Genomic DNA, 24,157 nt, shown 5'->3' on the forward strand with positions numbered 1-24,157 from the left:
AACTCGTTCATGGTAGCGACCGGTGTCCAAAGATCCGACGCCCATGATCGCAGGAAGACCTCGGTTTTTCAACTGAGTGGCCGCCGCTATACATAGATCGCCGGAGCTAACATGAGTAACTTCTTAGTGAACCGTTCCTTAGACTATGGTGCAGTGGATCAGCCTCAATTGCGCACTGACTCACGCGAAGTCGCGAAGCCGCGAATAAGAACGCGAAGACGAACAACTGGAGACCGTCATGAACGCCGCCCGCTACCCCGTCTGGACCCTCCTGGTCCTGCTGCTCGCCACCTGGTCGGCCCTCGCCACGGCCGAACCCGCACCCGCACCCGCACCCGATCCCACGGCCAATCAGGCCGCGCCCATCCCGGCGGCCGAACTCGGCCGGCGCGCCGATGCCCAGCAGGCCGCGCCCACGCCGGTGCTCGACGGGGGGCGCGCCACCCTGGCCGTGCCCCTGCAGGCCCTGCGCGGGGAGGTCGGCCCGGCCGGGCTGAGCGTGGACTCCACCTCGGTCGCCGAGGGCACGGGCCGCTTCCGGCTGACGCCCGGCACCCTGAGCAAGGGCGGCACGCCCACCCCCGTGGGGCCCGGCGTCGTGCGCCTGAGCGGGCAGACCGCCGTGCTGGACCGCGGCGCGCTCACCGAGGTCTTCAGCGCCTCCGCCGACGGGCTGCGCCAGGACTTCGTGGTGGCGCAACCGCCCGCCGGGGACGCCCCGCTCACCCTGACCCTGGCACTGGAGGGCGTGACCGCGGCCGACGCGGCCGATGGGATCGCGCTGACGCTGCCGGGCGGGCGCAAGCTCGTCTATCACCACCTGCACATCACCGACGCCGCCGGCCAGGTACTGACCGGTCAATTGCGCCGCGCCGATGACCACACCCTGGCCATCACCGTGGCGGACGCCCAGGCCCGCTACCCGATCACCATCGACCCCACCATCACCGATGCCGACTGGCAGGTGTGGGGTGGTGCCCTCGCGGGGGCGAACCGCACCGTGCAGGCGCTGGCCTACGATAGCACCGGCAGCAAGCTCTACGTCGGTGGCGACTTTAGCGCCATCGGCACCGTCAAGACCAACGGCATCGCGCAATGGGACGGCAGCGTCTGGTCGGCGCTGGGCGGCGGCATCGGCCAGTACGAAACGGTCTACGCCATGGCGGTGTCGTCCGGCGGCACCCTCTACGTCGGCGGCAGCTTCACCACGGCCGGCGGGGTCGCGGTCAACAACATCGCTCAATGGGACGGCAGCGCCTGGACGGCGCTGGGCAACGGCCTGAACAGCCAGGTCCAGGCGCTGGCGGTGTTCGGCAGCACCCTCTACGCCGGCGGCTACTTCGACACAGCCGGCGCGGTCACGGCCAACTACATCGCACAATGGAACGGCAGTGCCTGGTCCAACCTCGGCACCGGCCTGGACAGCCAAGTCAACGCCCTGGCGGTGTCGTCCACCGGCATCCTCTATGCCGGCGGCGGCTTCACCGCGATTCAAGGCGGCACGGCGGGTACGCTCAACCACATTGCCCAATGGAACGGCAGCGCCTGGTTGGCACTGGGCAACGGCATGAACCAGTACGCCTCGGTCATGGCCCTGGCGGTGTCCGGCAGCACTCTCTACGCCGGCGGCTACTTCAGCACGGCCGGCGGGGTCGCGGTCAACAACATCGCGCAATGGAGTAGCGGCGCCTGGTCGGACGTCGGCGGCGGCATGGACCAGTACGGTCCGGTCAATGCCCTGGCGGTGTCCGGCAGCACCCTCTACGCCGGCGGCTCCTTCAGCACGGCCGGCGGGGTTGCGGCCAACGCCATCGCACAATGGAACGGCACCGCCTGGTCGCCGTTGGGCAGCGGCATTTCGTTCGGCATGAACGGGGTCACCGCCCTGGCGGTGTCCGGCAGCGGTACCCTCTATGCCGGCGGCGACTTCACCACGGCCGGCGGGGTTGGGGCCAACGGCATCGCGCAATGGAGCGGCAGTGCCTGGTCGGGGCTGGGCACCGGCATGGACGGCGCGGTCAACGCCCTGGCGGTGTCCGGCAGCGGCACCACCCTCTATGTCGGCGGCGCCTTCACCACGGTCGGCGGGGTCACGGTCAACCGCATCGCGCAATGGAACGGCAGCGCCTGGTCGGCGTTGGGCAGCGGCATGGACAGCGATGTCTTCGCCCTGGCGGTGTCCGGCAGCACCCTCTACGCTGGCGGCCGGTTCAGCACGGCCGGCGGGGTCACGGTCAACAACATCGCGCAATGGGACATCGTCAACAGCGCCTGGTCGGCGCTGGGCAGCGGCATGGACGGCGATGTCTACGCCCTGGCGGTGTCCGGCGGCACCCTCTACGCCGGCGGCTACTTCAGCATGGCCGACGGCAAGTCGGCCAAGTCCGTCGCGCAATGGAACGGCAACGCGTGGTCGGCCGTCGGCAGCGGTATGAACCAGTACGCCACGGTCTACGCCCTGGCGGTGTCCGGCAGCACCCTCTACGCCGGTGGCTGGTTCACCACGGCCGGCACGGTCACGACCACAGGGATCGCCCAATGGAACGGCACCGCCTGGTCGGCGCTGGGCAGCGGCATCGACAACCAAGTCAACGCCCTGGCGGTGTCCGGCAGCACCCTCTACGCCGGTGGCTGGTTCAGCACGGCCGGTACGGTCTCGGCCCCCAAAATCGCGCAATGGAACATCCTCAACAACACTTGGTCGGCGCTGGGCAGCGGCCTGAACAGCGCGCCCTCCGCCCTGGCGGTGTCCGGCGGCACCCTCTACGTTGGCGGCGGCTTCACCAGGGCCGGCGGGCTCACGGTCAACCACATCGCGCAATGGGACATCGTCAACAGCACCTGGTCGGCGCTGGGCAGCGGCCTGGACAATCAGGTGAACGCCCTGGCGGTGCTCGGGACGACGCTCTATGTCGGCGGCAACTTCCTCACCGCCGGCAACAAGTTGTCTCCCTACGCCGCCGTGGTGCGCCTGTCGCCCTGCGGCCCCGGCGTCGCGCTGACCACCAGCCCCACCGCCCTGTGGCAGCAACTGGCACTGCCCTGTGTACCCAGTGTCGGCACGGCCAGCGTGGCGAACGTACTCGGCAACGGCCCCACGGCCAACCTGGTCGGCACCAATTACGGTTCGAACAGTTGGCTGATGTATGACCTGCCGCCGACGGCGACCGCCTACCGGGTGCTCACCAAGACCAGCCTGCTCACCTCCGGCACCGGCTATTGGATCAAGAGCCTGGTGGCGCCGGTCGGGGGTCAGCTCAGGGTCGCGGGCACCAAGACCCCGGTGGATACCGCCCTCGCCGACTGCCAATCGATCGACGGCTGTGCCGTGGTGCAGGTGTACAGCAGCGGCCAGCCGATCGGCTACAAGCTGATCGGCAATCCCTTCCCCTATGATGTGGACTGGTCCAAGGTGCGGGTGCGGGTCGATGGCACCGTCTACACCCCGAGTCAAGCGGCGGGTATCGGGGGCAATGCCGCCAGTCCCGCGGTCCTGTCCAACCAGATCTGGATCTGGAACGGCAACACCTTCCAGTACTGGACCGACACCGCGCCCAACCAGGGCAACCTGCAATATTTTAAGGCATTCTGGGTCAAGGTGCTGCCCGGGGCAGCGAACAAGACCATCGAGCTGCTGATCCCCGCCGAGGCCTCCACGGTGCCGCTGAGCGCGCTGCCGACGCCGTTCGCGGCACCGCTGGCCGCCGTGCCGGCGCGGCCCTGGTATCTGGCCTGGCTGGATGCCCTGATCCCGAGCGCCGCCGCGGCGGAGCGGCCGGCGGGTGCCTGGGTGATCCAGCTCAAGGTCGAGGCCCCCAAGACCGGCTGGAAGGCCCAGGCCAAACTCGGTCAATGGCCCGGCGCCGAGCCGGGTTACGACCCCGCGGACCTGACCGCCATGGCCCCCTTCGCCAGCCCCTACCTGACCCTGGTCTTTCCGCAACCCGCCTGGGGGGCGCGCAAGGGCGACTATGGCACCGATTTGCGCCCCGCCGACGGTTGGCCGGGTACCTGGAACCTGGAGCTGCGCACCGATCCGGTCGGCGCGGCGGTGGTGCTGCGCTGGACGGGCGACCCCGCCATCCTGGCGCGCTCGCGCCTGACCGATAAGCAGACCGGCAAGGTGATCGATCCCGCCGACCCGGCCTATGTCAAGGGCTACCCCCTCACCCTGACCACCAAGGTGCGCGCCCTGACCTGGGAGTATCTCGGCAACTGAGCCGGGGCGGGCGCGCCGAGCGGTTCGGCGCGCCCGCGTTCATCTGTCCCCAACTGGCCACTTTACCGATGAGAACCACCGCGATGCACACCCCCGTTGACGACACCACCCCCACCACCGCGGACACCGCCGCGCCCACCGATGCCGAGCGCCGCGCGGCCTTGCAGCGGCTGGGTGCCCTGGCGGCCCTGACCCCGCCGGTGGTGCTCACCCTGCTGCTGTCGCCGCGCCCCTCGGCGGCCTCCGTCGGTGCGCCGCCGGTGCTTGGGCCCTAGAACAGGGGCCGGGCATCATGCTCCACACCACACTGGGTTCGACCCGTTTGCTGGCGCGCCCGGGCGACCGCCGGCTCTGGCTGCTCGATAGCTTCACTGCTGCGCTCTGGGACCTGCACGCGGCGGGCTGGGCGCCGGGGCCGCTGGCCGAGCTGCTGGCGCAGCGCTTCGGGCTCAACCCGGGCGCGGCCGGCGACTATCTGGACACCCTGCGCGCCGCATGGCAAGCGGCAGGTCTGCTCGCGGATGAGGCCGCGACGGCCGGGCGCTTGACCCCGGCGCAGGCCTTGTGGTCGCTACCCCCGCCCGACGGCGCCCCGTCCCCGCCCGGGGCCTGGCGGCTGGCGGTGGCGGATCGGACACTGAGTCTGGCGATCACCGATGGGGCGTTGCGCGCCGACCTCGCCCCGCTGCTCGCTTCCTTGATGGTACCGCCGCCCACCCCGGACCAGCTCGCCGATTGGGGGCGGCCCAGCGATCGCCTGATTCTGGATGGCGCGGCCGCGCACTGGACCCTCACCGCCAACGGCCGGGGCTGGGAGGCGGGTCACGGCCATGATGCCGCACTGGTGGCCATCCTGCACGGCTTGACCGAGTTCGGCTGCGCTACCCACGAGCGCCTGCTGGTGGTACATGGCGCCGGGCTGGTCGCGCCCGACGGGCGCGCACTCTTGTTGATTGCCCCCGGCGGTTCCGGCAAGAGCACCCTGACCGCAGCGCTGAATACCGCGAGCTATGGGCTCTTGAGCGACGACGTGGTGCCGGTGACCCCGGCGGGCGAACTCTTGGGCCTGGGATTGCCGCTGTGTCTGAAGCCCGGCAGTTGGCCGCTGCTGGTGGGGTGCCGACCGGACCTGGCCCAGGCGCCGACTGTGCAGCGCCTGGGCCAGGCGGTGCGCTTTCTGCCGCCGCGGGGGCGGGTGGCACCAGGTCCGCGGGTGCCGGCCCGGTTGCTGTTTCCGCGCTTTCGCCCCGGCCTGGCGCCCCGGCGCGAGCGCCTGTCGCCCGCGCGGGCGCTGCAGGGCCTCATCGAGGCCGAGGCGGTGATCCGCGACCTCACCCAGGTCAAACTCGCGGCCCTGGCGCACTGGGTGGGCGCGGTGCCGGCCTATGCCCTGAGCTATCCGGACCTCGACGGCGGTGTGGCGCTGGTCCGCGGCCTCCTCGATGACCTTGACTCACATGAGTATGACGCCCATGACACAACGGCTTAGAATCACCCGCTGGTCCGATCTCGCCGCCCTGCTCGATCCGGGCGGACAGTGCGCCGATCCCAGGGCGGATGGTCATGCGCTCGATTGGCTGGGCATCTACGCATTGGCGGCGGCCCATCTGGTGGCCCCCACACTCTATGCCGTGCTGGCGGCACGCGGTCGGCTGGACGCGGTGCCGGAGGCGGTGTGCGCTGCCCTGGCGGAACTGCATCGGCTCAATGACGCGCGCAATGCGCGGTTGCGTGCGGTGCTGCGTGATACGGTGCGACATCTCATCGCGGCCGGGATCGAGCCGCTGTTGCTCAAGGGGTCGATCGCCCTGCTGCCCGATCAATACCCGCAGGCCGCGGCGCGCATGATGGGCGACCTGGACCTGGCGTTGGTCAACGCGCCGGCCGAGCAGGGCGAGGCGGTGTTGCGGGCGGCCGGCTATTTTGCTGCACCCAACGTCAATCCGGCGCATTATACCGCCCCCTTTCATCATATCGTTCCGCTGTTTCACCCCAGCGGCGACGGCTATGTGGAACTGCATCGGGCTATCCTGGCCGGGTGGGTGCCGGCGCAAGCGCTGCCGCTGGCGCGGGTGTGCGGTGCGGCGCAGCCGGTCGACTGGGACGGCCTGCGGTTGTGGGTGCCATCCCTGGGGCATCGCCTGCTCCATAATGCGCTGCACCACCAGGTGACTGATGCGGGCTTGTACTCCGGCCGTCGCGCCTTGCGCCAACTGTTTGAGTTTGCAAAGTTGCGGGCGTTGCCGGGCGCCGCGCGGATCGACTGGCCGGACCTACTCGCCGGACTCGACCGGGTGGGGCAGGGCGGTGCGGTGCGCGCCTATCTGCTCGCGGGCGAGCGGCTGTTCGGCCAACCCTTGCCGGCCGGCGTCAGGCCGGGTGTCATGGCTTACTGGTCGGAGCGACTTGCTTGGCTGCGCATTGCGCTGCCGCGCCTGGGGCCGCAGTTCGATCTGGTCGGACGTCTGCACAACCTGCCCCGACACCTCATCACGCCGAGCTGGTATCCGGCGAAGATTCGTTCCCTGTGTCGGGGGTGATGGCCGGGCCGCTGCGCCAATGGTCGTCCACAATTCGCGTCAAGAGTCTTTGTGATCTTTGTGTCTGCGTGTGAGCTGTGATCGCCTGCCTGAGGGCAGGGGTAGTCCGGGGCGCCGACATTGGCACGACTCTCGGTGGTGCGCTCCAGGGCCGCCAGAGAACGGCTGGCTCACCGGGCACCGGCGACCCTCAGGGTCGCCACATCCCCGAGTGCGGCACGGATTTCGTCCAGTGTAATGGGCCGGGAGCGCGACATCTCATTGAGCATGCCCAGGCAGGTGAGTCGCATCACATTGCGATCCGGTCCCTCAAGCCATAGGTGATAGCCGTCCTGGATCATGGGGTTGCCGCCACCCCCGTCGTCGACCCAATGGGCGGGCAGCAACCGTGCCGCAGCCGCTCGGCGATGGTAGGCGACCTGCGCCCAATAGACCTGCACCCGGGCGATCTGGAAGCTTTGCGGGGCAATACGCTGGGGGCCGGCATGGGATATGCGGCGCACCTGTAGCGCGCAGCTGGGCCCCAGGTTGATCCCGATCTGGGAGATCTGACCGTCGCGCAAGACCACTTGCGCCTGATCTTGGGGCACCTGAACCGGACGGTTCAGGGTGAGTGTGCTGCCGGGCGGGATCGGGGTCCAGGGACCCCGGGCCGACTCCTGGACCAGCATCGGTCCACAGCCGGCGAGCCCCAGGGCCGCGGCCAGGACCGCGGCCACCGCAATCCGATATGAATTCCCCAGCGTCATGGTGTTGCCCTCAGTGGTGCGTTGTGTGCCGCTTGATTTGGTGCTCGGCGAGCAGCGGCGTGAGTGCGCAGGACGCCATCTCGGTCATGCTGTCCGCGATGGTAAGGCGCCGCGCAAGTCGCGCCTTGGCGCCGACGGCGATTTCGTTGAATGTGAGATTTTGGATGCAGATCGGGGACTGGTCTATGGTTGCGCCTCCAGGATGGTCGATGGCACCACTCATTTCCGGGTGGGGGCTGGCGGTACGCGAAGGATAGAATAGATGTCGCTGCCGGTGATAGGGTGGCGACGTCCAAGCACATCACAGGGGCTCTACCATGACCGAATCGCTCGACCCGCTCGCCACCCGTCTCGGGGAGTTACTGCTGGCCCAGGGGCTGCACCTCACTGCCGCGGAATCCTGCACCGGCGGCTGGATCGCCAAGGTAGCGACCGACATCGCCGGCAGCAGTGCCTGGTTCGATCGCGGGTTCGTCACCTACAGCAACTCGGCCAAGACCGAGATGCTCGGGGTGCGGGCGGCGACCCTGGAGGCCCAGGGTGCGGTGAGCGAGGCCGTGGTCCTGGAGATGGTGGCCGGTGCCCTGGCGCACAGCCGGGCGCAGGTGGCGGTGGCGGTGAGCGGCATTGCCGGACCCGGCGGCGGCAGCGCGGACAAGCCGGTGGGTAGGGTCTGGTTCGCCTGGTCGGTCCCCGGTGCCCCACCCTGGGCGCGGTGCCTGCAATTTGTGGGCGAACGGGGTGAGGTGCGACACCAGGCGGTGCGGTGTGCCATCGCGGCCCTCGTGGAGCGGCTGGCGGGGTCCGGTGGCTGAACGCTGGTTCTTTGCCCTGTGGCCGGACCCGGCGACGGCCAAGGTCCTGGCCGCGCGGGCCAGGCCGCTGATCCCGCCCGGCGCCCGCGCGGCCCATCCGCTGGATCTGCACCTCACCTTGCGCTTTTTGGGTGAGTTGAGCCCTGACGCACTGCGGGCGGCGCAGTCGGTGGGGGCGGGGGTGCGGGCCGCGCCCTTGAGCCTAAGCCTCGATCAGGCGGGCTGTTTCCCGCGTGCCGCGGTGCTGTGGTGCGGGCCGACCCGGGCCCCGGAGGCGCTGTTGGCGCTCGTGACCCAATTGGAGCAGGGGCTTGCGTCCCAGGGGTTCGTCCCGGAAACCAGGCCCTACCGCCCGCACCTGACCCTGGCGCGGCGGTTCCATGGGCGCGCGGCGCGGGACTGGGGGCCGGCGGTGACCTGGGAGGCGCGGGAGCTGGTGCTCGCCCATGGGTGTCCCGGTCAGTTGCCGCGCTATGTCGCGGCGCGCCGGTGGCCCCTCGCCGTTGCGCCTAGAGAGAGCGATTGTCCGCAAATGAACGCAAAAAACGCAAATAAAATCAAATTACTTACCTCAGCCCCGTCACCACCCCCGGGGTGACCTGGCGACCTGACTCAAGCCCTTGATTATTTGCGTTAATTTGCGTTCATTTGCGAACGAAATGCTCTTTTTGGGGTTACGGCAGCAGCAGGAGCGGCCGGGTCGCGTGCCGCGCCAGGGCGCGGGCGGCCGACTTGAGGCTGGGTCGGCCGCTGACCTGAAAGGTGCGTCGGGCGAAGATGCAGAGGTCGGTGCCCGGGTCGTTGAGGCGAGCGAGCAGGACCCGGACCGGATCGCCTGCGGCCAGCTCGAAGCGGGCGTCGCCGAGCCCCGCGGCGGCCTCGGCGAACTGGCTGCGCGCCGCCTGCGCCTGCGCGTCCTGCTCGCGCCCGATGTGGTCCAGAAACCCCTGGCGCGCGTTGCTGGAGGATTGCCAGTCGTTGCCGATGAAGTCCGCCCAGCCGGTGTCGATGACAAAGAGGCCCGTCAGGGTGGAGTCACCCTGACGGGCCAGCCAGCACGCGTGCCCCAGGGCCGCGGCGCAGGCCGGCGAGCCGTCGAGCGCGACCAGGATGTGGCCGAAGTGCATGGCCCCGACGGCCTCAGCGGCCAGGTGCGGCGCCGGGCAGCGCCGCGGGGGCGGCCGGCGCCGGTGTCGCCGCGGCAGGGGGTTTCATGAAGACGGTCAACACCACCACCACGACGACCACCAGGACCGCGAGCGCGATGGCACCCAGGTCCTCGGCGCGGTCGCTGCGGAACAGGGTCATGGTGCCGCGGTCGCCCGCCGCCCCGATGGTCTCGCTACCGGTATGTTCATTGGCCATGAGTCTCTCCTGCGAAGCGTTCAGATGGCGACCAGATAGTCGCGGATCAGCAGCACCACCGCCAGCGCCAGCACATATTTGGTCACGCCGACCAGCAGCCCGACCTTGAGCGGCGCACCCCCCGCCTGGGCCAGCTCTTTGAAATCGATATAGGCCCCCAGCCCGACCAACCCGAAGCCGAAGATCCAGGTCATCCACAGCCGCAGCATCTTGATGGTGTCCGAGGCCGCCGGCCCGCCCTTGATGCCGACATCGCCGAAGGCCCCCAGGCTGGTCAGCAGGACCATGACCAGGAAGCCGATGACGAAGACCGGGAACTTCTCGACCAACAGGGTGCCCAGGCCCTTGCGCTCGCCGCTCTCCTCGGTCTTGCCCGACCAATACCAGAGGGTAACCGCGAAGACCGCAAAGGGGATGGAGATGACCCGCATGATGTTCCAGATCTCGGCCACCGAGACCGCGCTCCCGGGCGTGACCTGCGGATTGAAGGCCAGGGCGGCGGCCAGCACCTGTCCGGAATTCAGTATTCCGGTCCCGACCCAGGCCCCGTATTGCAGATCGGTGAGCCCCAGTGCATGGCCGATGAAGGGGCTGATGAACATGGTGAGGATGCCGAAGCCCAGGATGGTGGCGATGGCATAGGCGACATGGGAGGCCTTGGCCTCCACCGCCGGTGCGGTGGCCACCGCGGCACTCACCCCGCAGATACTGAGCGCGTTGGCCAGGACGGCGGTCATGGAGCGGTCGAGCCCGAAGACCCGGCCGAGCCACAGGACCAGGACCAGGCTCAGGATCACGAAGCCGCCGATCAGCAGGACCGCCATGGCCCCGAGCTGGACGATGGCCTGCACCGTGTAGAGCGACCCCAGCAGGATGATCCCGGTCTTGATCAGTAGCCGGGAGAGCTTGAACCCGTCCTCCAACAGCGCTGGGATGCGCCCGCGAAAGAGCAGATTGCGGTAGAGCAGGCCGGCGATGATGCCGAGCAGGATGTAATTGAGGTGGGTTACCTTGATCAGCCAGCCCTTCTGGCCCAAGACCACCGCGTCCGTCATCCAGGGTTCGACCCAGTTGCGGATGACGACCATGGTCAGCACGATCAGCGCCAGCCCCGGCAGGGCGCGGGGCAGGCGCTTAAAAAAGTCGATGTCGGTCATGTGGTCCTCCTCGTTCTTAGCGTGTGACGATTCGCTCACCACGGGTTCGGACGCGCCCCCAGCCCGCCCAAGACCCGCGCTGCCTGGGCAGAATAGGCGCGCGGCGACCCGCCGACAAGGGATTTGCTATCCTGCGGGCTTCGACACCACGCGGCGTTGCCGGAGGTCGCCCGCTGGGTCGCTATGCAAGTTCTCGGCCGTCCTTTACCCCTGCTGTCATGTGCCGAGGTGGCGCCATGATCGACTTGATCCGCCGCCGCCCGCGGTTCTTCCTCGTGGCCGGCGCGGCCGGGCTCCTGCTGCGGCTGGGCCTGGTCATCTGGTTTCCCGTCAGCTTCGATGACGACACCCTGTACTATGCCGAGCTGGGCCGCAACTGGCTCCAGTACGGCACCTATGGCAGCCTGGTCAATGGCACCGTGATTCCAAGCGATGTCCGGCTGCCGGGCTACCCGGCCTTTCTCACCGCGGTCTTTGCAGTCTTTGGGGACGGCCAATATCTGCCCGTCTTACTCATTCAGGTCATCGCCGATCTGGGCTCCTGCCTGCTGATGGCCGCAATCGCACTGACGCTGGTGGGCGAGGGGGCCGCGCTGGCCGTCTTACTGGCGGCAGCGCTCTGTCCCTTCACGGCGACCTATGCCGCGGTGGGCCTCGATCATCATTGCGGCCACCGGCGCTTCACGGCGCGGAGCGCCTGACACAGGCGTGCCACCGCTTGAGCGGTGGCACGAGAACGGGGGCGCGGCGGCCGGGAATCGGATGGCGCGACAGAACTCGCATCGACACTTGGCGGGCTAAAGGCCGCTGGCGGCCTCGCGGGCAATGGCACGGTAGCCGATGTCGGTGCGGTAATAGGCATCCGGCCAGGCGATGCCATGCACCCGATCATAGGCAAGGCCCTGCGCGACCTGTGCGGTGTCGCCCAATGCGGTGACGCAGAGTACCCGCCCCCCGGCGGTCAGCGTCTGATCCCCATCGCGGCGCGTGCCGGCGTGGAAGACCTTCACCTCGGCCGTATCGCCCGCCGCCAGACCGCTGATCGGCAGCCCTTGGGCATAGGTGTCCGGGTAACCGCCGGCGGCCATGACCACCCCGAGCGCGACCCGCGGGTCCCAGTCGGCCGTCACCTCATCCAATCGCCCATCCAGGGCCGCCAGACACAGGGCCACCAGGTCGGAGCGCAGGCGCATCATGATGGGCTGGGTCTCGGGGTCGCCGAAGCGGCAGTTATATTCCAGCACCTTGGGGGTGCCGTCCGGGGCGATCATGAGCCCCGCATAGAGGAATCCCACATAGGGCAGGCACTCGGCGGCCAGCCCGGCGATGGTCGGCTCGATCACCTCGCGCATCACCCGGGCGTGGATTGCGGGCGTGACCACCGGGGCCGCTGAGTAGGCGCCCATGCCGCCGGTGTTGGGGCCGCGGTCGCCGTCGTCGCGCGCCTTGTGGTCCTGGGAGCTGGCCATCGGCAGGCAATGGGCGCCGTCGACCATGACGATGAAGCTCGCCTCCTCGCCGGTGAGGAACTCCTCGATGACGACGCGCGCCCCAGCGCTACCGAAACGCCCGGCGCCGAGCATGTCGCGCACCGCCGCTTGGGCGGTCGGCAGGTCCTGGGCCAGGATCACGCCCTTGCCGGCGGCCAGTCCGTCCGCCTTGATGACGATAGGCGCGCCGACCTGCTCGAGATAGGCCAGTGCCGGCGCCACCTCGGTAAAGACGCCATAGGCCGCGGTGGGGATGCCGTGGCGCGCGAGGAAGGCCTTGCTGAAGGCCTTGGAGCCCTCGAGTTGAGCGGCGGCCTGGCGGGGGCCGAAACAGGGCAGCCCGGCGGCGCCGAAGGCGTCCACCAACCCGGCGACCAGTGGCACCTCGGGGCCGACGATGGTGAGTCCGACGGCGTGCTCAGTGGCGAAGCGCACCAGGGCGGGGATGTCGTCGGCCGCGATCGGGACGTTTTGTAGCCCCGGTTCGACAGCGGTGCCGCCGTTGCCGGGGGCGACATAGACCAGGTCGGCCAGGGGCGATTGCGCGGCCTTCCAGGCGAGCGCGTGTTCGCGGCCACCGCCGCCGATGATGAGGATATTCATAGGGATTCCTGCGGATAGCGAGGCTCGGGCGGGGGCGGAAAATAGGCAAGCCTTGGTCAGATGCTGGCTACCGTTGGCCTTGATCGTCACGCCGGCCGCCGGCCGCGGGGTACACAGCGCCCAACACCGGCGTGACACCGCCGCCGCGGTGTCACGAGAGGTTGGCCTTTGACTCAGGCGAAAGAGCAGATGCCCCGCCGACTCGATTGGATGAATTGGACGATCTCGGCGGTCTCCGGCCCCGGATACTCGGTCTCGGCCTTGACCAGGGCCTCGGCCAGCCGCAGCCCCGAGCGCAGGGCCAGCCGGTAGACGGCCTTGATGCGGCTGCGTTGTTCTTGGGTGAAGCCGGCGCGGCGCAGGCCCACGACGTTGAGGCCGACGATCCGCGCCCGGTGGCCGTCTACCGTGACGAATGGCGGCACGTCCTGGGGCACACCAGTGACCCCCGCCACCATGGCATAGGACCCAATACGGCAGAATTGGTGGACCGCCACCTGTCCGGAGAGGAAGCAGTGGTGGTCCACCTCGACATGACCCGCCAGGGTGGCGGTATTGGCGAAGATATTGTCATCGCCGACCACGCAGTCGTGACCGGCATGGGAATACGCCATCCAGTAGTTGTGGCTGCCGATGCGGGTGCCCTCGGCGGTCTTGGTCCCGCAACTGATATTCACCCCTTCCTTGAAATGATTGTGGTCGCCGATGGTCAGCGGGCTGGCTCGCGCCGGATCGAAGCCCAGGTCCTGGGCGTCGGAACCCAGGGTGGCGCCGTGGCAGACGCGGTTGAAGGCGCCCATGCGGGTCGGCGCGAAGATACGCACCGAGCTTTCGATACGGCACCCTTCTCCGATGACGGCACCCGCCTCGATGATGGAATAGGGACCGACGCTCGCCGTCTCATGGACCTGGGCGCCGTCTTCGATGATCGCGGTGGGATGAATGCTCATGCGCGGACTCGAGAAGCAAGAAAGAGGTTTGTCCGCAAATGAACGCAAATAAACGCAAATGAAGATGAAGAGTGAATTGAAGCCGGCCGGCGCTCGGTTAATTGCGTGGCGCTCGAGCACGCGCCCATTTTGCGATGACCGGAAATACGCATCGGTCGGCGCGCCCAATCCAAAGCGTCATTTGATTTGCGTTCATTTGCGTTCATTTGCGGACGAAATCCCTTTTTAGTGACGGAAGTGCCGCATGCCGGTGAAGACCATGGCCATGCCGTGCTCGTCGGCGGCGGCGATCACCTCTTCATCGCGCATTGAGCCGCCCGGCTCGATGACCGCGGTGATGCCCGCCGCCGCGGCCGAGTCGATCCCGTCGCGGAAGGGGAAGAAGGCGTCCGAGGCCATGACCGAGCCCTTCACCTCGAGCCCCGCCAATTCGGCCTTGATGGCGGCGATCCGCGCCGAGTTCACCCGGCTCATCTGGCCGGCGCCCACGCCGATGGTCATGCCGTTGCGCCCGTAGACGATGGCGTTGGACTTGACCGACTTGGCCACCCGCCAACTGAACAACAGGTCCGCCAGCTCTTCGGGGGTCGGTTCGCGCTTGGTGACGGTGCGCAATGAATCGATCAGGCGCAGATCCGCGTCCTGGACCAGGAGCCCGCCATTGACCCGCTTGAAATCGAGCCGCGCCAGCGCCTCGCTACCCCATTCGCCACACTCGAGCAGGCGCACGTTTTTCTTGGCGGCCACGGCCGCGGAGGCCGCCGCCGAGACCCGCGGGGCGACGATCACCTCAACAAACTGGCGCTCACAGATGATGCGCGCGGTCTCGCCATCCAGCTCCCGATTAAAGGCAATGATGCCGCCGAAGGCGGACTCGGGGTCGGTGCTGAAGGCCCGCTCATAGGCCTCGAGCAGGTTCTCGCCCACCGCCACACCACAGGGATTGGCATGCTTGACGATGACACAGGTCGGCCCCTCGTCGAATTGCTTGACGCACTCGATGGCGGCATCCGTGTCGGCAATATTGTTATAGCTCAACTCCTTGCCCTGGAGCTGGCGGGCGGTGGCCACGCCGGCCTCGCGGGGATTGAGTTCAGTATAGAAAACGCCCTGCTGATGGGGGTTCTCACCATAGCGCATGCCTTGGCGCTTGTGGAACTGGAGATTGAAGGTGCGTGGGAAGCCGGTCGCCCGTTGCTTCGGGTGCTCGATCACCGCGCCCAGATAATTGGCGATGGCCCCGTCATAGGCCGCCGTATGCTCGAAGGCCTTGACCGCCAGGTGGAAACGGGTGGCTGGGCTGACACCGTCGGTGCTGGCCAATTCATCGAGCACCCGGGTGTAATCGGCGGCATCCACCAACACCGTCACCCCGGCATGATTCTTGGCCGCGGCGCGCAGCAGGGTGGGGCCGCCGATGTCGATGTTCTCAATTGCGGTGGGGAGATCGCAGCCGGGCTTGGCGACGGTCTGCTCGAAGGGATAGAGGTTCACCACCACCAGGTCGATCGGCTTGATGGCGTGCGTGTCCATCACCGCCTCATCGGTCCCGCGCCGCCCCAGGATGCCCCCATGGATGCGCGGGTGCAGCGTCTTGACCCGTCCGCCCATCATCTCCGGAAAGCCGGTGTAGTCGGACACCTCAGTGACCGCAATCCCCTGCTCGGCCAGTAGACTGGCGGTGCCGCCGGTGGAGAGGATCTCCACCCCCCGGCCGGCCAGTCCCCGGGCCAATTCAACCACCCCGGTCTTATCCGAAACACTGATGAGCGCGCGTCGTATCGGTTGCATAGCTTGACTTCCGGTTGGCCCCAGGCCACAAAAATATGAATAACCAAGTTAAATCGCCCAGCGGGCGATTTAACTACGGGTGATGCCAAAGTGCGCCAGACGTTTGCGCAAGGTGCTGCGGGTGAGCCCCAGGATGCGGGCGGCCAGGGTGAGATTGCCCTCGGCGGAACGCAGGACGGTCTCGAACAGGGGGCGTTCGACCTCCTCAATGACCAGTCGGTACAGGTCGGTGATGGCGTGCCCGTCCATGTTGTGCAGATAGGTCGCCACGGCATCCTCCACGCACTTGCTCAAGGGCTCGGCGCGCTCGGCCTGGACCACCTGCAAATCGGGGGCGTGGCCGGCCGCAGTCCCCGGAGGTACGGACGCCGTGTCGTCGTCCTGAAACGCTGTCGTCATGCCGCGTGCTCCTCCAGTGCGGGGTGTTCGTTGAAAAAGGCCGTGACCTGCCGTTGCTGGTCCAGCGTGCTGTCCGTGCGATTGACCGTGACCCTGAAGGCCGCGGCCCCCGCGCGCCCGCGACAGTACCAGGCGATGTGTTTACGCGCGATCCGCACCCCGGCACGGGCCCCGTAAAAGCCATAGAGCCCGTCCAGGTGCTCCAGCAGGAGGTCCCTGATCCAGTCTCGCGGGGGCTCGGCAGCGGCGACGCCGGTGGCCAGATAGGTGGCGATGTCGCGGAAGATCCAGGGGCGTCCCTGGGCCGCGCGCCCGATCATAATAGCATCGCAACCGGTGGAGTCCAGCACCCGCCGGGCCGCCTGGGGGGAATCGATATCGCCGTTGGCGATTAACGGAATGTCCACGTGCAGCCGCATCGCGCGTAGCGTCTCGTGTTCGGCCGGGATGTCGTAGCCGCAGCCGCGGGTGCGGCCGTGGACCGCCAGCGCGGCCACTCCCGACTCGCGGGCGATGCGGGCGATGGTGAGTGCATTGCGTTCCCCGGGCGACCAACCGGTGCGGATCTTCAGCGTCACCGGGGCCGGGGCGGCGGCCTGCACCACCGCGGCGAGGATGCGCCCCACCAGCAACTCGTCGCGCAGCAGGGCGGAGCCCGCCGCCACCCGGCAGACCTTCTTGGCCGGGCAGCCCATGTTGATGTCGATGAGCTGGGCGCCGGCGCCTAAATTGATCCGCGCCGCCTCGGCCATGGCCAGCGGATCGGTCCCGACGATCTGCACCGAGACGGGTCCCGCCTCACCGGCAAAGTCCAGGCGGCGCAGGGACTTTGCCGAGCCCCACAGGGTGGTATCGCAGGACACCATCTCCGAGACCGCAAGCGCCGCGCCGAAGCGCCGGCACAGCGCCCGGTAAGGGCGGTCGCTGATCCCCGCCATCGGCGCCAGAATTAGATTGGTGGGGAACCGGTAAGGGCCGATGGTGAAGGGCCGCAGCGCGCCCGCCGGGGGCGCCGACGTCATTGCAGCCGCACCTTGAACCCCGCGGCCTCCGCGGGGGGCGGTGCCAGGGCCAGGGCGACCACGCGGACCTCGTGCGGGGCGATGGGGTCGGCACTCGCGGCACTCGGCGCCCCCGCGGCGGCGTATTCCTCCGGTGAGAACCGGCGCGCCGCGGTGAGGTCGCCCTGCTGGTTGTACAACTCCAATTCGATCAGTGGGGCAGGCTGCGGCAGCCCCGCGCTGTTCTCGATGAGCAGGCGCAGCATCGGTACACCGGTCGTCGGATCCGGGATCAGCGAGGGCTCGCGCACGGCAAGGGCCTCCGGCAGTCGGGGCGGCGTCACGCGGCACCCCAGATAGCTGCACCAGGTGGTCAGGAATTGGAACCCCGTGGGATTGCGCAGCAGCGCGGGGCGTTGCCACCAGACCAGTTGGACGCCCAATGACACGACCAGGGCCAGGAGCAAGGCCAGGCGCCCCCAAGGCAGGCGGCCGCGGGCCGGTCGGCGCGCGGGGGCGGGTGGGGACGCCGAGGTCCGCGACCGGATGCCGCGCGAGTTGCTCGTCGGGACGGCGGCCGGCACCAGCGCGGCCGTCAGACCGGGGCGGGTCTCCCGGAGCTCCGCGCGACGACGCGGGGGCGTGGTGGGGCCAGGGTCGGCCGCGGCGCGGCCGCGGTTCAGCCGCGATTCGCCGGCCATGCCCGCCTCATCGACCAGCCCGGCCACCGCATCGATGCGCTCATTGCAGTGCGGGCAGTCGACCTGTCCCCGGCGCGCCTTGAGTTGCTGGGCATAGACGGGGAATTGGCGCCCGCAGCGGGTGCAGCGTGTCGTCAGCGGCATCGTCAGCACCCCGCGCGCCGCGTTCCCGCGATGAGCGCCCAGCCCTCGCGCAACCGCACCGGTGCCAGTTCGACCTGCCCCGCATAGGCAGCGCTCACCCCCTGCACCTGCTCGGCCAGCACCCCGGAGAGGACCAAGCGGCCCCCGGGGGCCAGAGCCGCGAGCAGCCGCGGCGCCAGCTCGACCAGCGGCCCGGCCAGGATGTTGGCGACGACACAGGCCACTGGCAGTCGCCCGGCGACGGCCGGCAGCTCATCGGGCAAACAGACGGTCAAGCGCGCTTCAACTCCATTGGCGGTGGCGTTGGCGACGGTGGCCTCGATCGCCTGGGGATCGTGGTCGACCGCGATCGCCGCGGCGGCGCCGAGCTTCAAGGCGGCGATGGCGAGGATGCCGGAGCCGCAACCGTAGTCGAGCAGGGTAAGACCCGACAGTTCGGCGGCGTCCAGCCATTCCAGGCACAGGGCGGTGGTCGGGTGATGCCCGGTGCCGAAGGCGAGACCCGGGTCCAGGTCCACGACGATGCCGTCCGGGTCTCCCGCCGGCTGACCCTGCGGGCAGACCCAGAGTCGGCGGCCGAAGCGGGTCGGTCGGAAGTCGTCGAGCCAGACGCGCTCCCAGGCGCGATCGGCGATGTGCTCGCTGCGCGGCGGGGTCAGGCTCAGTGGGCCGAAGGCCAAGGTGAGGGCATCGACTTGGGCCGCGCCCGCCGCATCGTCCGCGAATAGTGCATGCAACTGCACGGCCTGCCACAGCGGCATGGCCCCCGGCGGGGGCTCGAGTTGCGGGTCGTCGCCGGCATCGTCCAGGGTCACTGCCAGGGCCCCGGCGTTCTCGAGGGCGGCCTCCAGCAGCGGGGCCTGGTCCCGCGGGACGGTCAGAGTGAGTTGCAGCCAAGACATAGGCGGGTGCTCGGAGAAAAGGGTCATAAGGATACCGTCACATCCCCAGTTTCTTCTCCAGGTAGTGGATATTGGCCCCGCCCGCCTCGAAGGCGGCGTCGCGCATGATGCTGCGTTGCAGCTTGATGTTGGTGTCGATGCCTTCAATCACCGTCTCGCGCAACGCGTTGCTCATGCGGGCAATGGCGACTGCCCGATCCTCCCCATGGGTGATCAGCTTGCCGATCATGGAGTCGTAATGCGACGGGACCGTGTAGCCGGAATAGATATGGGTATCGATGCGGATGCCGGGCCCCCCGGGGGCATGGAATTCGGTGATCTTGCCGGGGCTGGGGCGGAAGGTCTCGGAGTGCTCGGCATTGATGCGACACTCCACGGCATGACCGCGTAACACGATGTCCTCTTGGCGGTAGCGCAGGGGCTCGCCGGCCGCGACCATGATCTGTTCTTTCACGATATCCACCCCGGTGATCATCTCGGTGACCGGGTGCTCCACCTGGACGCGGGTATTCATCTCGATGAAATAGAAATGCCCGTCCTCATAGAGGAACTCGAAGGTGCCGGCGCCGCGGTAGCCGATATCCCGGCAGGCCTGGGCACAGCGCTCCCCGATCTCATGGCGTTGCGCCGGCGTGATGCCGGGCGCCGGGGCCTCTTCCACCACCTTTTGATGACGGCGCTGCATGGAACAGTCGCGTTCGCCCAAATAGATGGCATTGCCGTGCTGGTCGGCGAGCATCTGGAACTCGATATGGCGCGGGTTTTCCAGGTACTTTTCCATGTACACCATGTCATTGTTGAAGGCGGCCGCCGCCTCGGCCCGGGTGAGCGAGATGGCGTTGAGCAGGGTCGCCTCCGAATTCACCACCCGCATGCCGCGGCCGCCGCCGCCGCCGGAGGCCTTGATCATAATCGGATAACCGATCGCGCGGGCGAGATCCAGGGTGTGTTTCTTGTCGTTGTCGTCCAGCGGACCATCGGAGCCGGGCACGCAGGGCACCCCGGCCGCCTTCATGGCCGCGATGGCGGAGACCTTGTCGCCCATGAGACGGATGGTCTCCGGGCGCGGGCCGATAAAGATGAAGCCGGAGCGCTCTACCCGTTCGGCGAAGTCGGCGTTCTCGGACAGGAAGCCGTAGCCCGGATGAATGGCCACCGTATCCGTGACCTCGGCCGAGCTGATGATGGCTGGAATATTCAGATAGCTGTCGCGCGAGGCGGCCGGCCCGATACAGACCGATTCGTCCGCCAGCAGGACGTGCTTTAAGTCCCGATCCGCCTCCGAATGGACGGCGACGGTGCGGATGCCGAGTTCACGGCAGGCGCGCAGGACGCGCAGAGCGATCTCGCCCCGGTTGGCGATGAGGATCTTCTCGATCATGGCTGGCATGCTGGGGTTGCCTGTAAACGGTGGCCGACGGGTGCGGTGTGGCATGCGGGATCGTGCGGCGGGCGCCGCGCGGGCGGGTCACTCGATAATGAACAGGGGCTGGTTGTATTCGACCGGCTGGCCGTTTTCCACCAGGATGCGGCGCACTGTGCCGGCCTTCTCACACTCGATCTGGTTGAGGATCTTCATCGCCTCGATGATGCAGAGCGTATCCCCGTGTTTGACCTTCTGACCCTCCTCGACGAAGGGCCCGGAGCCCGGGGCGGGGGCGCGGTAGAAGGTGCCGACCATGGGTGAGCGCACGACCTCGCCCGCCAGTCCATCGAGCACCTCATCCCCGGGCTTGACCGGGGTGGACGCGACCGCAGCCGGTGCCGCGGCGGCCGCCGGCATCGCCATTGCCTGGGGCATAAACAGCGATGTCGCACCGCCGTGTCGGCTGATGCGCACCGACTCCTCACCCTCGTGGATCTCGATCTCCGCCACGTTGGATTGCTCCAGGAGTTCGATCAGTTTCTTGACCTTGCGGATATCCATGTTCAGTGGTTCTCGGTGGGATTGGCCGGCACCAGCCGGCTGAAGGCGGCGCGAAGCGCCAGTTCATACCCTTGCGCACCCAGCCCGCTGATCACCCCCACCGCAATATCGGAGAAGTAGGAGTGGCGACGAAAGGGCTCGCGCGCCTGCACGTTCGAGAGGTGTACCTCGATGAAGGGGATGGCGACGGCAAGCAGTGCATCGCGTAGCGCAACGCTGGTATGGGTAAAGGCGGCCGGGTTAAAGATAATGAAGCAGACACCGTCCGCCGGGGCGGCATGGACGCGCTCGATCAATTGGTGCTCGGCGTTGCTCTGGACGAAGGCCAGGTCATGACCCTCGCGTTGCGCCGCCGCGCGCAGCCGCTCCTCGATTTGCGCGAGGGTGACCTGGCCGTAATGGCCCGGCTCCCGGGTTCCGAGTAGGTTGAGATTGGGCCCGTTGAGGACCAGGATGCTTGCCATGTCGGCGCTGTGACCTTGCAGATTCGGGGGTTCGGGGTGGTCGGCGCGGGAGCGGCGGCCGCCGGGGCGCCGCCAGGGCGCGGGTAGTCCGTGCAGGGGCGGCAAAGCGGCGCGAATTGTGCCGATTTTGCGCGATCTTGTCCAGCGTGGCGCTTGGTCCCGGCGTGGCCCGGCCCCACCCGCCGCGCGGCTCAGGGAGCGACCCGCCGCAGGTGCGCGACGAACTGCGGGGCGGGCGTGAAACCGACCAGCCGTCGCCCCGCCGCCTCCGCCCCCGTGGCATCGAAGAACAGCATGGCCGGCGGCCCGGGGAGCTTGAAGCGCCCCTGCATCAGGGCCCGATCGGCGGCATCGTTGGCGGTCACGTCGGCCTGGAGCAGGACGAAGCGGGCGAGGGCGCCGATCGCCGCGGGGTCGCTGAAGGTGTCGCGCTCCAGCTCTTTGCAGGACACGCACCAATCGGCATAGAAATCGAGCATAACCGGGCGCCCGGCCGCGCGGGCGCCGGCCAGCTCCCGATCCAGATCGGCCACGGTCTTGATCCGCTTGAAGGCGATCGGTGCGCCCGCGGCGGCCGCACCGCCCGTCCCCAGCAGACCGCGCAAGGGCTGGAGGGTGTCCTTACCGCCCGCGGCGGCCCCGACCAGCATGAGCGCACCGTAGATGAGCAGGCCGATCCCGAGCCCTTTCCAGAGCTTGCTCCAGCCGCCGGCCCCGGGTGGCAGATGGGTGAGCGCCCCCAGATAGACCGCGGAGCCGATGAGCAGCAATCCCCACAGGAGCATGGACAGTGCCGCCGGCAGGATACGCTCCAGGAGCGCGATCGCCACGCCCAGCAGCGCCACCCCGAAGACCGCGTTGACCGCCCCCATCCAGGCCCCGGCGCGGGGCAGGAGCTTGCCGGCGGAGGTGCCGATCACGATGAGCGGCGCACCCATCCCCAGGCTCAAGGCGAACAGCGCCACCCCGCCCAGGACCGCGTCGCCGGTCTGGCTGATATAGATCAGCGCGCCGAACAGTGGCGGGGCGACGCAGGGGCCGACGATCAGGGCGGAGAGCACCCCCATGATGGCGACCCCGAGCAGGGTGCCGCCCTGTTGCCGGTGGCTCAGTGCGGCCAGCCGGGAGTGTAACCCGGAGGGCAGTTGCAGGTGATAGAAGCCGAACATGGACAAGGCCAGGGCGACGAAGACCAGGGCGAAGGCGGTCAGAATCCAGGGGTTTTGGAAGGCCGCCTGGAGGTTCGCGCCGAAGAGCCCCGCCAGCACCCCGGCCGCGGTATAGGTCAGGGCCATGGCGAGCACATACACCAGCGACAGCAGGAAGGCCCGGCGGGTGGTGAGTTGGGCGCCATGGCCGGCGATGATGCCGGACAGGATCGGGATCATCGGGAAGACACAGGGGGTGAAGGCGAGCAGGAGCCCGAAGCCGAAGAAGAGTGCCACCACGGCCAACAGGCTGCCGCCGGCCAGGACCGCGGCGATCCGATCCAACTGCGCGGGTGGCGCCGCGGCGGTGGCCGGGTCGATCGGCCGGGTCTCGGCGGGGGCGGGCGGGGGGCCGTCCGGCGCCTGGTCCTCACCGCTGGACGGCAGCGCCGGCAGGTCGAGCTTGATGCGCTGGGTCTGGGGCGGATAGCAGATCCCCTGCTCGGCGCAGCCCTGATACTTGGCGACCAGGGTGACGGTGGTCGGCGCGGCGGCGGTGCGCACCAAGGGCACACTCAGAGCCAAGCGGTCGCGGTAGACCGCCACCTCGCCCACGCTGCCGTCGGGCCGCACGCCGTCCTTCTCGACCGCACCCGGGGGCAATTGGAAGGCCCCGAGTTTGACCCCGGTCGCCCCGTCCAGGGCAAGCGCGACCTTATCGCGATTCAGGTAGGTCCCGGGGGCCATCGTCCAAGTCAGTTCCAGCCGATCCGGTGCGGCCACGACCGCGGCAACGGCAAAGGCCTCCTCGACGCTCGGGGCCGCGCCAGCCAATCCCGCCGCGGCCCCCGGCGGCGGCGCAAGGGCCTGGCCGATGCGTTGAGGGTGCCTGTCTGCGGGCGGCGCGGCGGGCTCGACGGCCCGGGGCAGGCTGACCAGCAGCCGCTGGCGTTGCGGGGGATAGCACAGTCCGGCATCGGCACAGCCCTGGGCGCTGGTCTCCAGGGCCAGGGTGTCCCCGGCCCCCGGCCGGCGCGTGACCGGGAGGCGGACCTCCACCTGATCGCGATGGATCTTCACCTCCCCGAAATAGGCATCCTGCTTGGTCTGCGCGGCCGGCAGGTCGGGACTGCCCAGCGTCATCTGCGGGGTGTCGGTGGTGAAACGCAGCTTGGCTTGGTAGAGGTAATAGCCCTTGGCGATGACCCACCGCACCCGCACGGCGTCCGCCCCGTCCGGTTGCGCGGACACCTGGAAGGCCTGCTCCGGCTGCAGAAAGTCGGCGGCGGCGAGGCGCGGGGCGGCGCCGACGACGATCGGCAGGAGCAGGACCAGGCGCAGCAGGCCCACGGCCCTGGCCCTCAGGCGTGCGTGCATGAGGTCACCCAGTTCAGGTAGTCGGGGAGCCCGGCGGCGATCGGCAGCGCGATGATCTCCGGTACCTGGTAGGGATGCAGCCCGCGCAGGGTCTCGGTCAGGGCCGGGAGGCGTCCCGCGACGGTCTTGATCAGCAGCAACACCTCGGTCTCGCGTTGGACCTCGCCCTCCCAGCGATAGATGGAGGCGATGCCCGGCAGCAGATTCACGCAGGCGGCCAGCCGCTCGCCCACCAAGCGCTCGGCAATGCGCGCGGCAGTCTCCTGGTCCGGACAGGTGCAGAACACCAGCCGACAATCGGTTTCCGGGGTCATAGGTCTCCTCATGCGGGGTTCGGGATGGCGGCGCTCGGCCGACGGACTGTGGGATGATACGGGGACGGCCGGTCTTTGGCTTCCATTTGGAACCGGATACC

24 protein-coding genes are annotated in these 24,157 nt (G+C 68.6%); 7 read left to right on the forward strand and 17 right to left on the reverse strand.

Annotated elements, in window-relative coordinates:
* Positions 1 to 238: 238 nt before the first annotated feature.
* From QZX93_RS03260 to QZX93_RS03275, 4 genes are all read left to right on the forward strand, one after another.
* Positions 239 to 4,219, forward strand: coding sequence for a hypothetical protein (locus QZX93_RS03260; protein WP_295392276.1), 3,981 nt, complete (start codon positions 239 to 241; stop codon positions 4,217 to 4,219).
* Between the two features lie 83 nt (positions 4,220 to 4,302).
* Positions 4,303 to 4,494, forward strand: coding sequence for a hypothetical protein (locus QZX93_RS03265; protein WP_295392277.1), 192 nt, complete (start codon positions 4,303 to 4,305; stop codon positions 4,492 to 4,494).
* Between the two features lie 17 nt (positions 4,495 to 4,511).
* Positions 4,512 to 5,708, forward strand: a complete 1,197-nt coding sequence (locus QZX93_RS03270) for a hypothetical protein (protein ID WP_295392279.1) — start codon at positions 4,512 to 4,514, stop codon at positions 5,706 to 5,708.
* On the forward strand, positions 5,692 to 6,759 hold the full coding sequence (locus QZX93_RS03275) for a nucleotidyltransferase family protein (RefSeq protein ID WP_295392281.1): 1,068 nt from the start codon (positions 5,692 to 5,694) through the stop codon (positions 6,757 to 6,759). Before QZX93_RS03270 ends, QZX93_RS03275 begins: the two co-directional genes overlap by 17 nt.
* Positions 6,760 to 6,929: 170 nt before the next feature.
* On the opposite strand, the gene QZX93_RS03280 is transcribed toward QZX93_RS03275, so the two are convergent.
* The gene (locus QZX93_RS03280) at positions 6,930 to 7,508 is read right to left on the reverse strand and encodes a hypothetical protein (RefSeq protein WP_295392283.1); all 579 of its coding nucleotides are present in this window, start codon (positions 7,506 to 7,508) and stop codon (positions 6,930 to 6,932) included.
* A 10-nt stretch (positions 7,509 to 7,518) separates the two neighbouring features.
* A complete protein-coding gene (locus QZX93_RS03285) occupies positions 7,519 to 7,731 on the reverse strand; it encodes a hypothetical protein (RefSeq protein ID WP_295392285.1) in 213 nt (70 codons plus the stop codon).
* Between the two features lie 94 nt (positions 7,732 to 7,825).
* On the opposite strand from QZX93_RS03285, the gene pncC reads away from it, so the two are divergent.
* Together pncC and thpR are read left to right on the forward strand one after the other, a co-directional pair.
* Positions 7,826 to 8,323: a nicotinamide-nucleotide amidase gene (pncC, locus tag QZX93_RS03290; RefSeq protein ID WP_295392286.1), complete on the forward strand. Its 498-nt coding sequence runs from the start codon at positions 7,826 to 7,828 to the stop codon at positions 8,321 to 8,323.
* Positions 8,316 to 8,921, forward strand: coding sequence for an RNA 2',3'-cyclic phosphodiesterase (thpR, locus tag QZX93_RS03295; protein ID WP_295392288.1), 606 nt, complete (start codon positions 8,316 to 8,318; stop codon positions 8,919 to 8,921). Before pncC ends, thpR begins: the two co-directional genes overlap by 8 nt.
* Positions 8,922 to 8,997: 76 nt before the next feature.
* On the opposite strand, the gene QZX93_RS03300 is transcribed toward thpR, so the two are convergent.
* The 3 genes from QZX93_RS03300 to QZX93_RS03310 are packed head-to-tail and all read right to left on the reverse strand — an operon-like array spanning position 8,998 to position 10,845.
* Positions 8,998 to 9,450: a universal stress protein gene (locus tag QZX93_RS03300; RefSeq protein ID WP_295392290.1), complete on the reverse strand. Its 453-nt coding sequence runs from the start codon at positions 9,448 to 9,450 to the stop codon at positions 8,998 to 9,000.
* Positions 9,451 to 9,463: 13 nt separating this feature from the next.
* Positions 9,464 to 9,688 carry a hypothetical protein gene (locus QZX93_RS03305; protein WP_295392292.1) on the reverse strand — a complete coding sequence of 75 codons (225 nt, stop codon included), beginning with the start codon at positions 9,686 to 9,688 and terminating at the stop codon, positions 9,464 to 9,466.
* 20 nt (positions 9,689 to 9,708) lie between these two features.
* The gene (locus QZX93_RS03310; RefSeq protein WP_295392293.1) at positions 9,709 to 10,845 is read right to left on the reverse strand and encodes a putative sulfate exporter family transporter; all 1,137 of its coding nucleotides are present in this window, start codon (positions 10,843 to 10,845) and stop codon (positions 9,709 to 9,711) included.
* A gap of 236 nt (positions 10,846 to 11,081) precedes the next feature.
* Between QZX93_RS03310 and QZX93_RS03315 the strand changes: the two genes are divergently transcribed.
* Positions 11,082 to 11,546 carry a hypothetical protein gene (locus QZX93_RS03315; protein ID WP_295392295.1) on the forward strand — a complete coding sequence of 155 codons (465 nt, stop codon included), beginning with the start codon at positions 11,082 to 11,084 and terminating at the stop codon, positions 11,544 to 11,546.
* A gap of 96 nt (positions 11,547 to 11,642) precedes the next feature.
* Here QZX93_RS03315 and purD read toward each other — a convergent pair whose 3' ends face one another.
* From purD to cutA, 12 genes are all read right to left on the reverse strand, one after another.
* Positions 11,643 to 12,938 (reverse strand): phosphoribosylamine--glycine ligase, encoded by a 1,296-nt coding sequence (gene purD / locus QZX93_RS03320; RefSeq protein WP_295392298.1) that lies wholly within the window; start codon positions 12,936 to 12,938, stop codon positions 11,643 to 11,645.
* 173 nt (positions 12,939 to 13,111) lie between these two features.
* Positions 13,112 to 13,888 carry an acyl-ACP--UDP-N-acetylglucosamine O-acyltransferase gene (gene lpxA, locus QZX93_RS03325; RefSeq protein WP_295392300.1) on the reverse strand — a complete coding sequence of 259 codons (777 nt, stop codon included), beginning with the start codon at positions 13,886 to 13,888 and terminating at the stop codon, positions 13,112 to 13,114.
* A gap of 225 nt (positions 13,889 to 14,113) precedes the next feature.
* Positions 14,114 to 15,679 (reverse strand): bifunctional phosphoribosylaminoimidazolecarboxamide formyltransferase/IMP cyclohydrolase, encoded by a 1,566-nt coding sequence (gene purH, locus QZX93_RS03330; protein WP_295392301.1) that lies wholly within the window; start codon positions 15,677 to 15,679, stop codon positions 14,114 to 14,116.
* Between the two features lie 69 nt (positions 15,680 to 15,748).
* Positions 15,749 to 16,078: a helix-turn-helix domain-containing protein gene (locus tag QZX93_RS03335; protein WP_295392302.1), complete on the reverse strand. Its 330-nt coding sequence runs from the start codon at positions 16,076 to 16,078 to the stop codon at positions 15,749 to 15,751.
* A complete protein-coding gene (dusB, locus tag QZX93_RS03340) occupies positions 16,075 to 17,100 on the reverse strand; it encodes a tRNA dihydrouridine synthase DusB (RefSeq protein ID WP_295392304.1) in 1,026 nt (341 codons plus the stop codon). Before dusB ends, QZX93_RS03335 begins: the two co-directional genes overlap by 4 nt.
* Entirely contained in the window at positions 17,097 to 17,924 is an 828-nt protein-coding gene (locus QZX93_RS03345) for a zinc-ribbon and DUF3426 domain-containing protein (protein WP_295392306.1), read from the reverse strand. Before QZX93_RS03345 ends, dusB begins: the two co-directional genes overlap by 4 nt.
* Before the next feature lie 2 nt (positions 17,925 to 17,926).
* Positions 17,927 to 18,826 carry a 50S ribosomal protein L11 methyltransferase gene (gene prmA, locus QZX93_RS03350; RefSeq protein WP_295392307.1) on the reverse strand — a complete coding sequence of 300 codons (900 nt, stop codon included), beginning with the start codon at positions 18,824 to 18,826 and terminating at the stop codon, positions 17,927 to 17,929.
* A gap of 37 nt (positions 18,827 to 18,863) precedes the next feature.
* Positions 18,864 to 20,207 (reverse strand): acetyl-CoA carboxylase biotin carboxylase subunit, encoded by a 1,344-nt coding sequence (accC, locus tag QZX93_RS03355; protein ID WP_295392308.1) that lies wholly within the window; start codon positions 20,205 to 20,207, stop codon positions 18,864 to 18,866.
* An 87-nt stretch (positions 20,208 to 20,294) separates the two neighbouring features.
* Positions 20,295 to 20,753, reverse strand: coding sequence for an acetyl-CoA carboxylase biotin carboxyl carrier protein (gene accB, locus QZX93_RS03360; RefSeq protein WP_295392309.1), 459 nt, complete (start codon positions 20,751 to 20,753; stop codon positions 20,295 to 20,297).
* A 2-nt stretch (positions 20,754 to 20,755) separates the two neighbouring features.
* Positions 20,756 to 21,217 carry a type II 3-dehydroquinate dehydratase gene (gene aroQ / locus QZX93_RS03365; RefSeq protein ID WP_295392311.1) on the reverse strand — a complete coding sequence of 154 codons (462 nt, stop codon included), beginning with the start codon at positions 21,215 to 21,217 and terminating at the stop codon, positions 20,756 to 20,758.
* A gap of 191 nt (positions 21,218 to 21,408) precedes the next feature.
* Positions 21,409 to 23,742 carry a protein-disulfide reductase DsbD gene (gene dsbD, locus QZX93_RS03370; protein WP_295392312.1) on the reverse strand — a complete coding sequence of 778 codons (2,334 nt, stop codon included), beginning with the start codon at positions 23,740 to 23,742 and terminating at the stop codon, positions 21,409 to 21,411.
* Positions 23,727 to 24,056: a divalent-cation tolerance protein CutA gene (gene cutA / locus QZX93_RS03375; RefSeq protein WP_295392314.1), complete on the reverse strand. Its 330-nt coding sequence runs from the start codon at positions 24,054 to 24,056 to the stop codon at positions 23,727 to 23,729. The genes dsbD and cutA overlap by 16 nt, the downstream gene beginning before the upstream one ends.
* Between the last annotated feature and the right edge of the window lie 101 nt (positions 24,057 to 24,157).

It is taken from the genome of uncultured Thiodictyon sp., assembly GCF_903946935.1.
Classification (GTDB): Bacteria; Pseudomonadota; Gammaproteobacteria; order Chromatiales; family Chromatiaceae; genus Thiodictyon.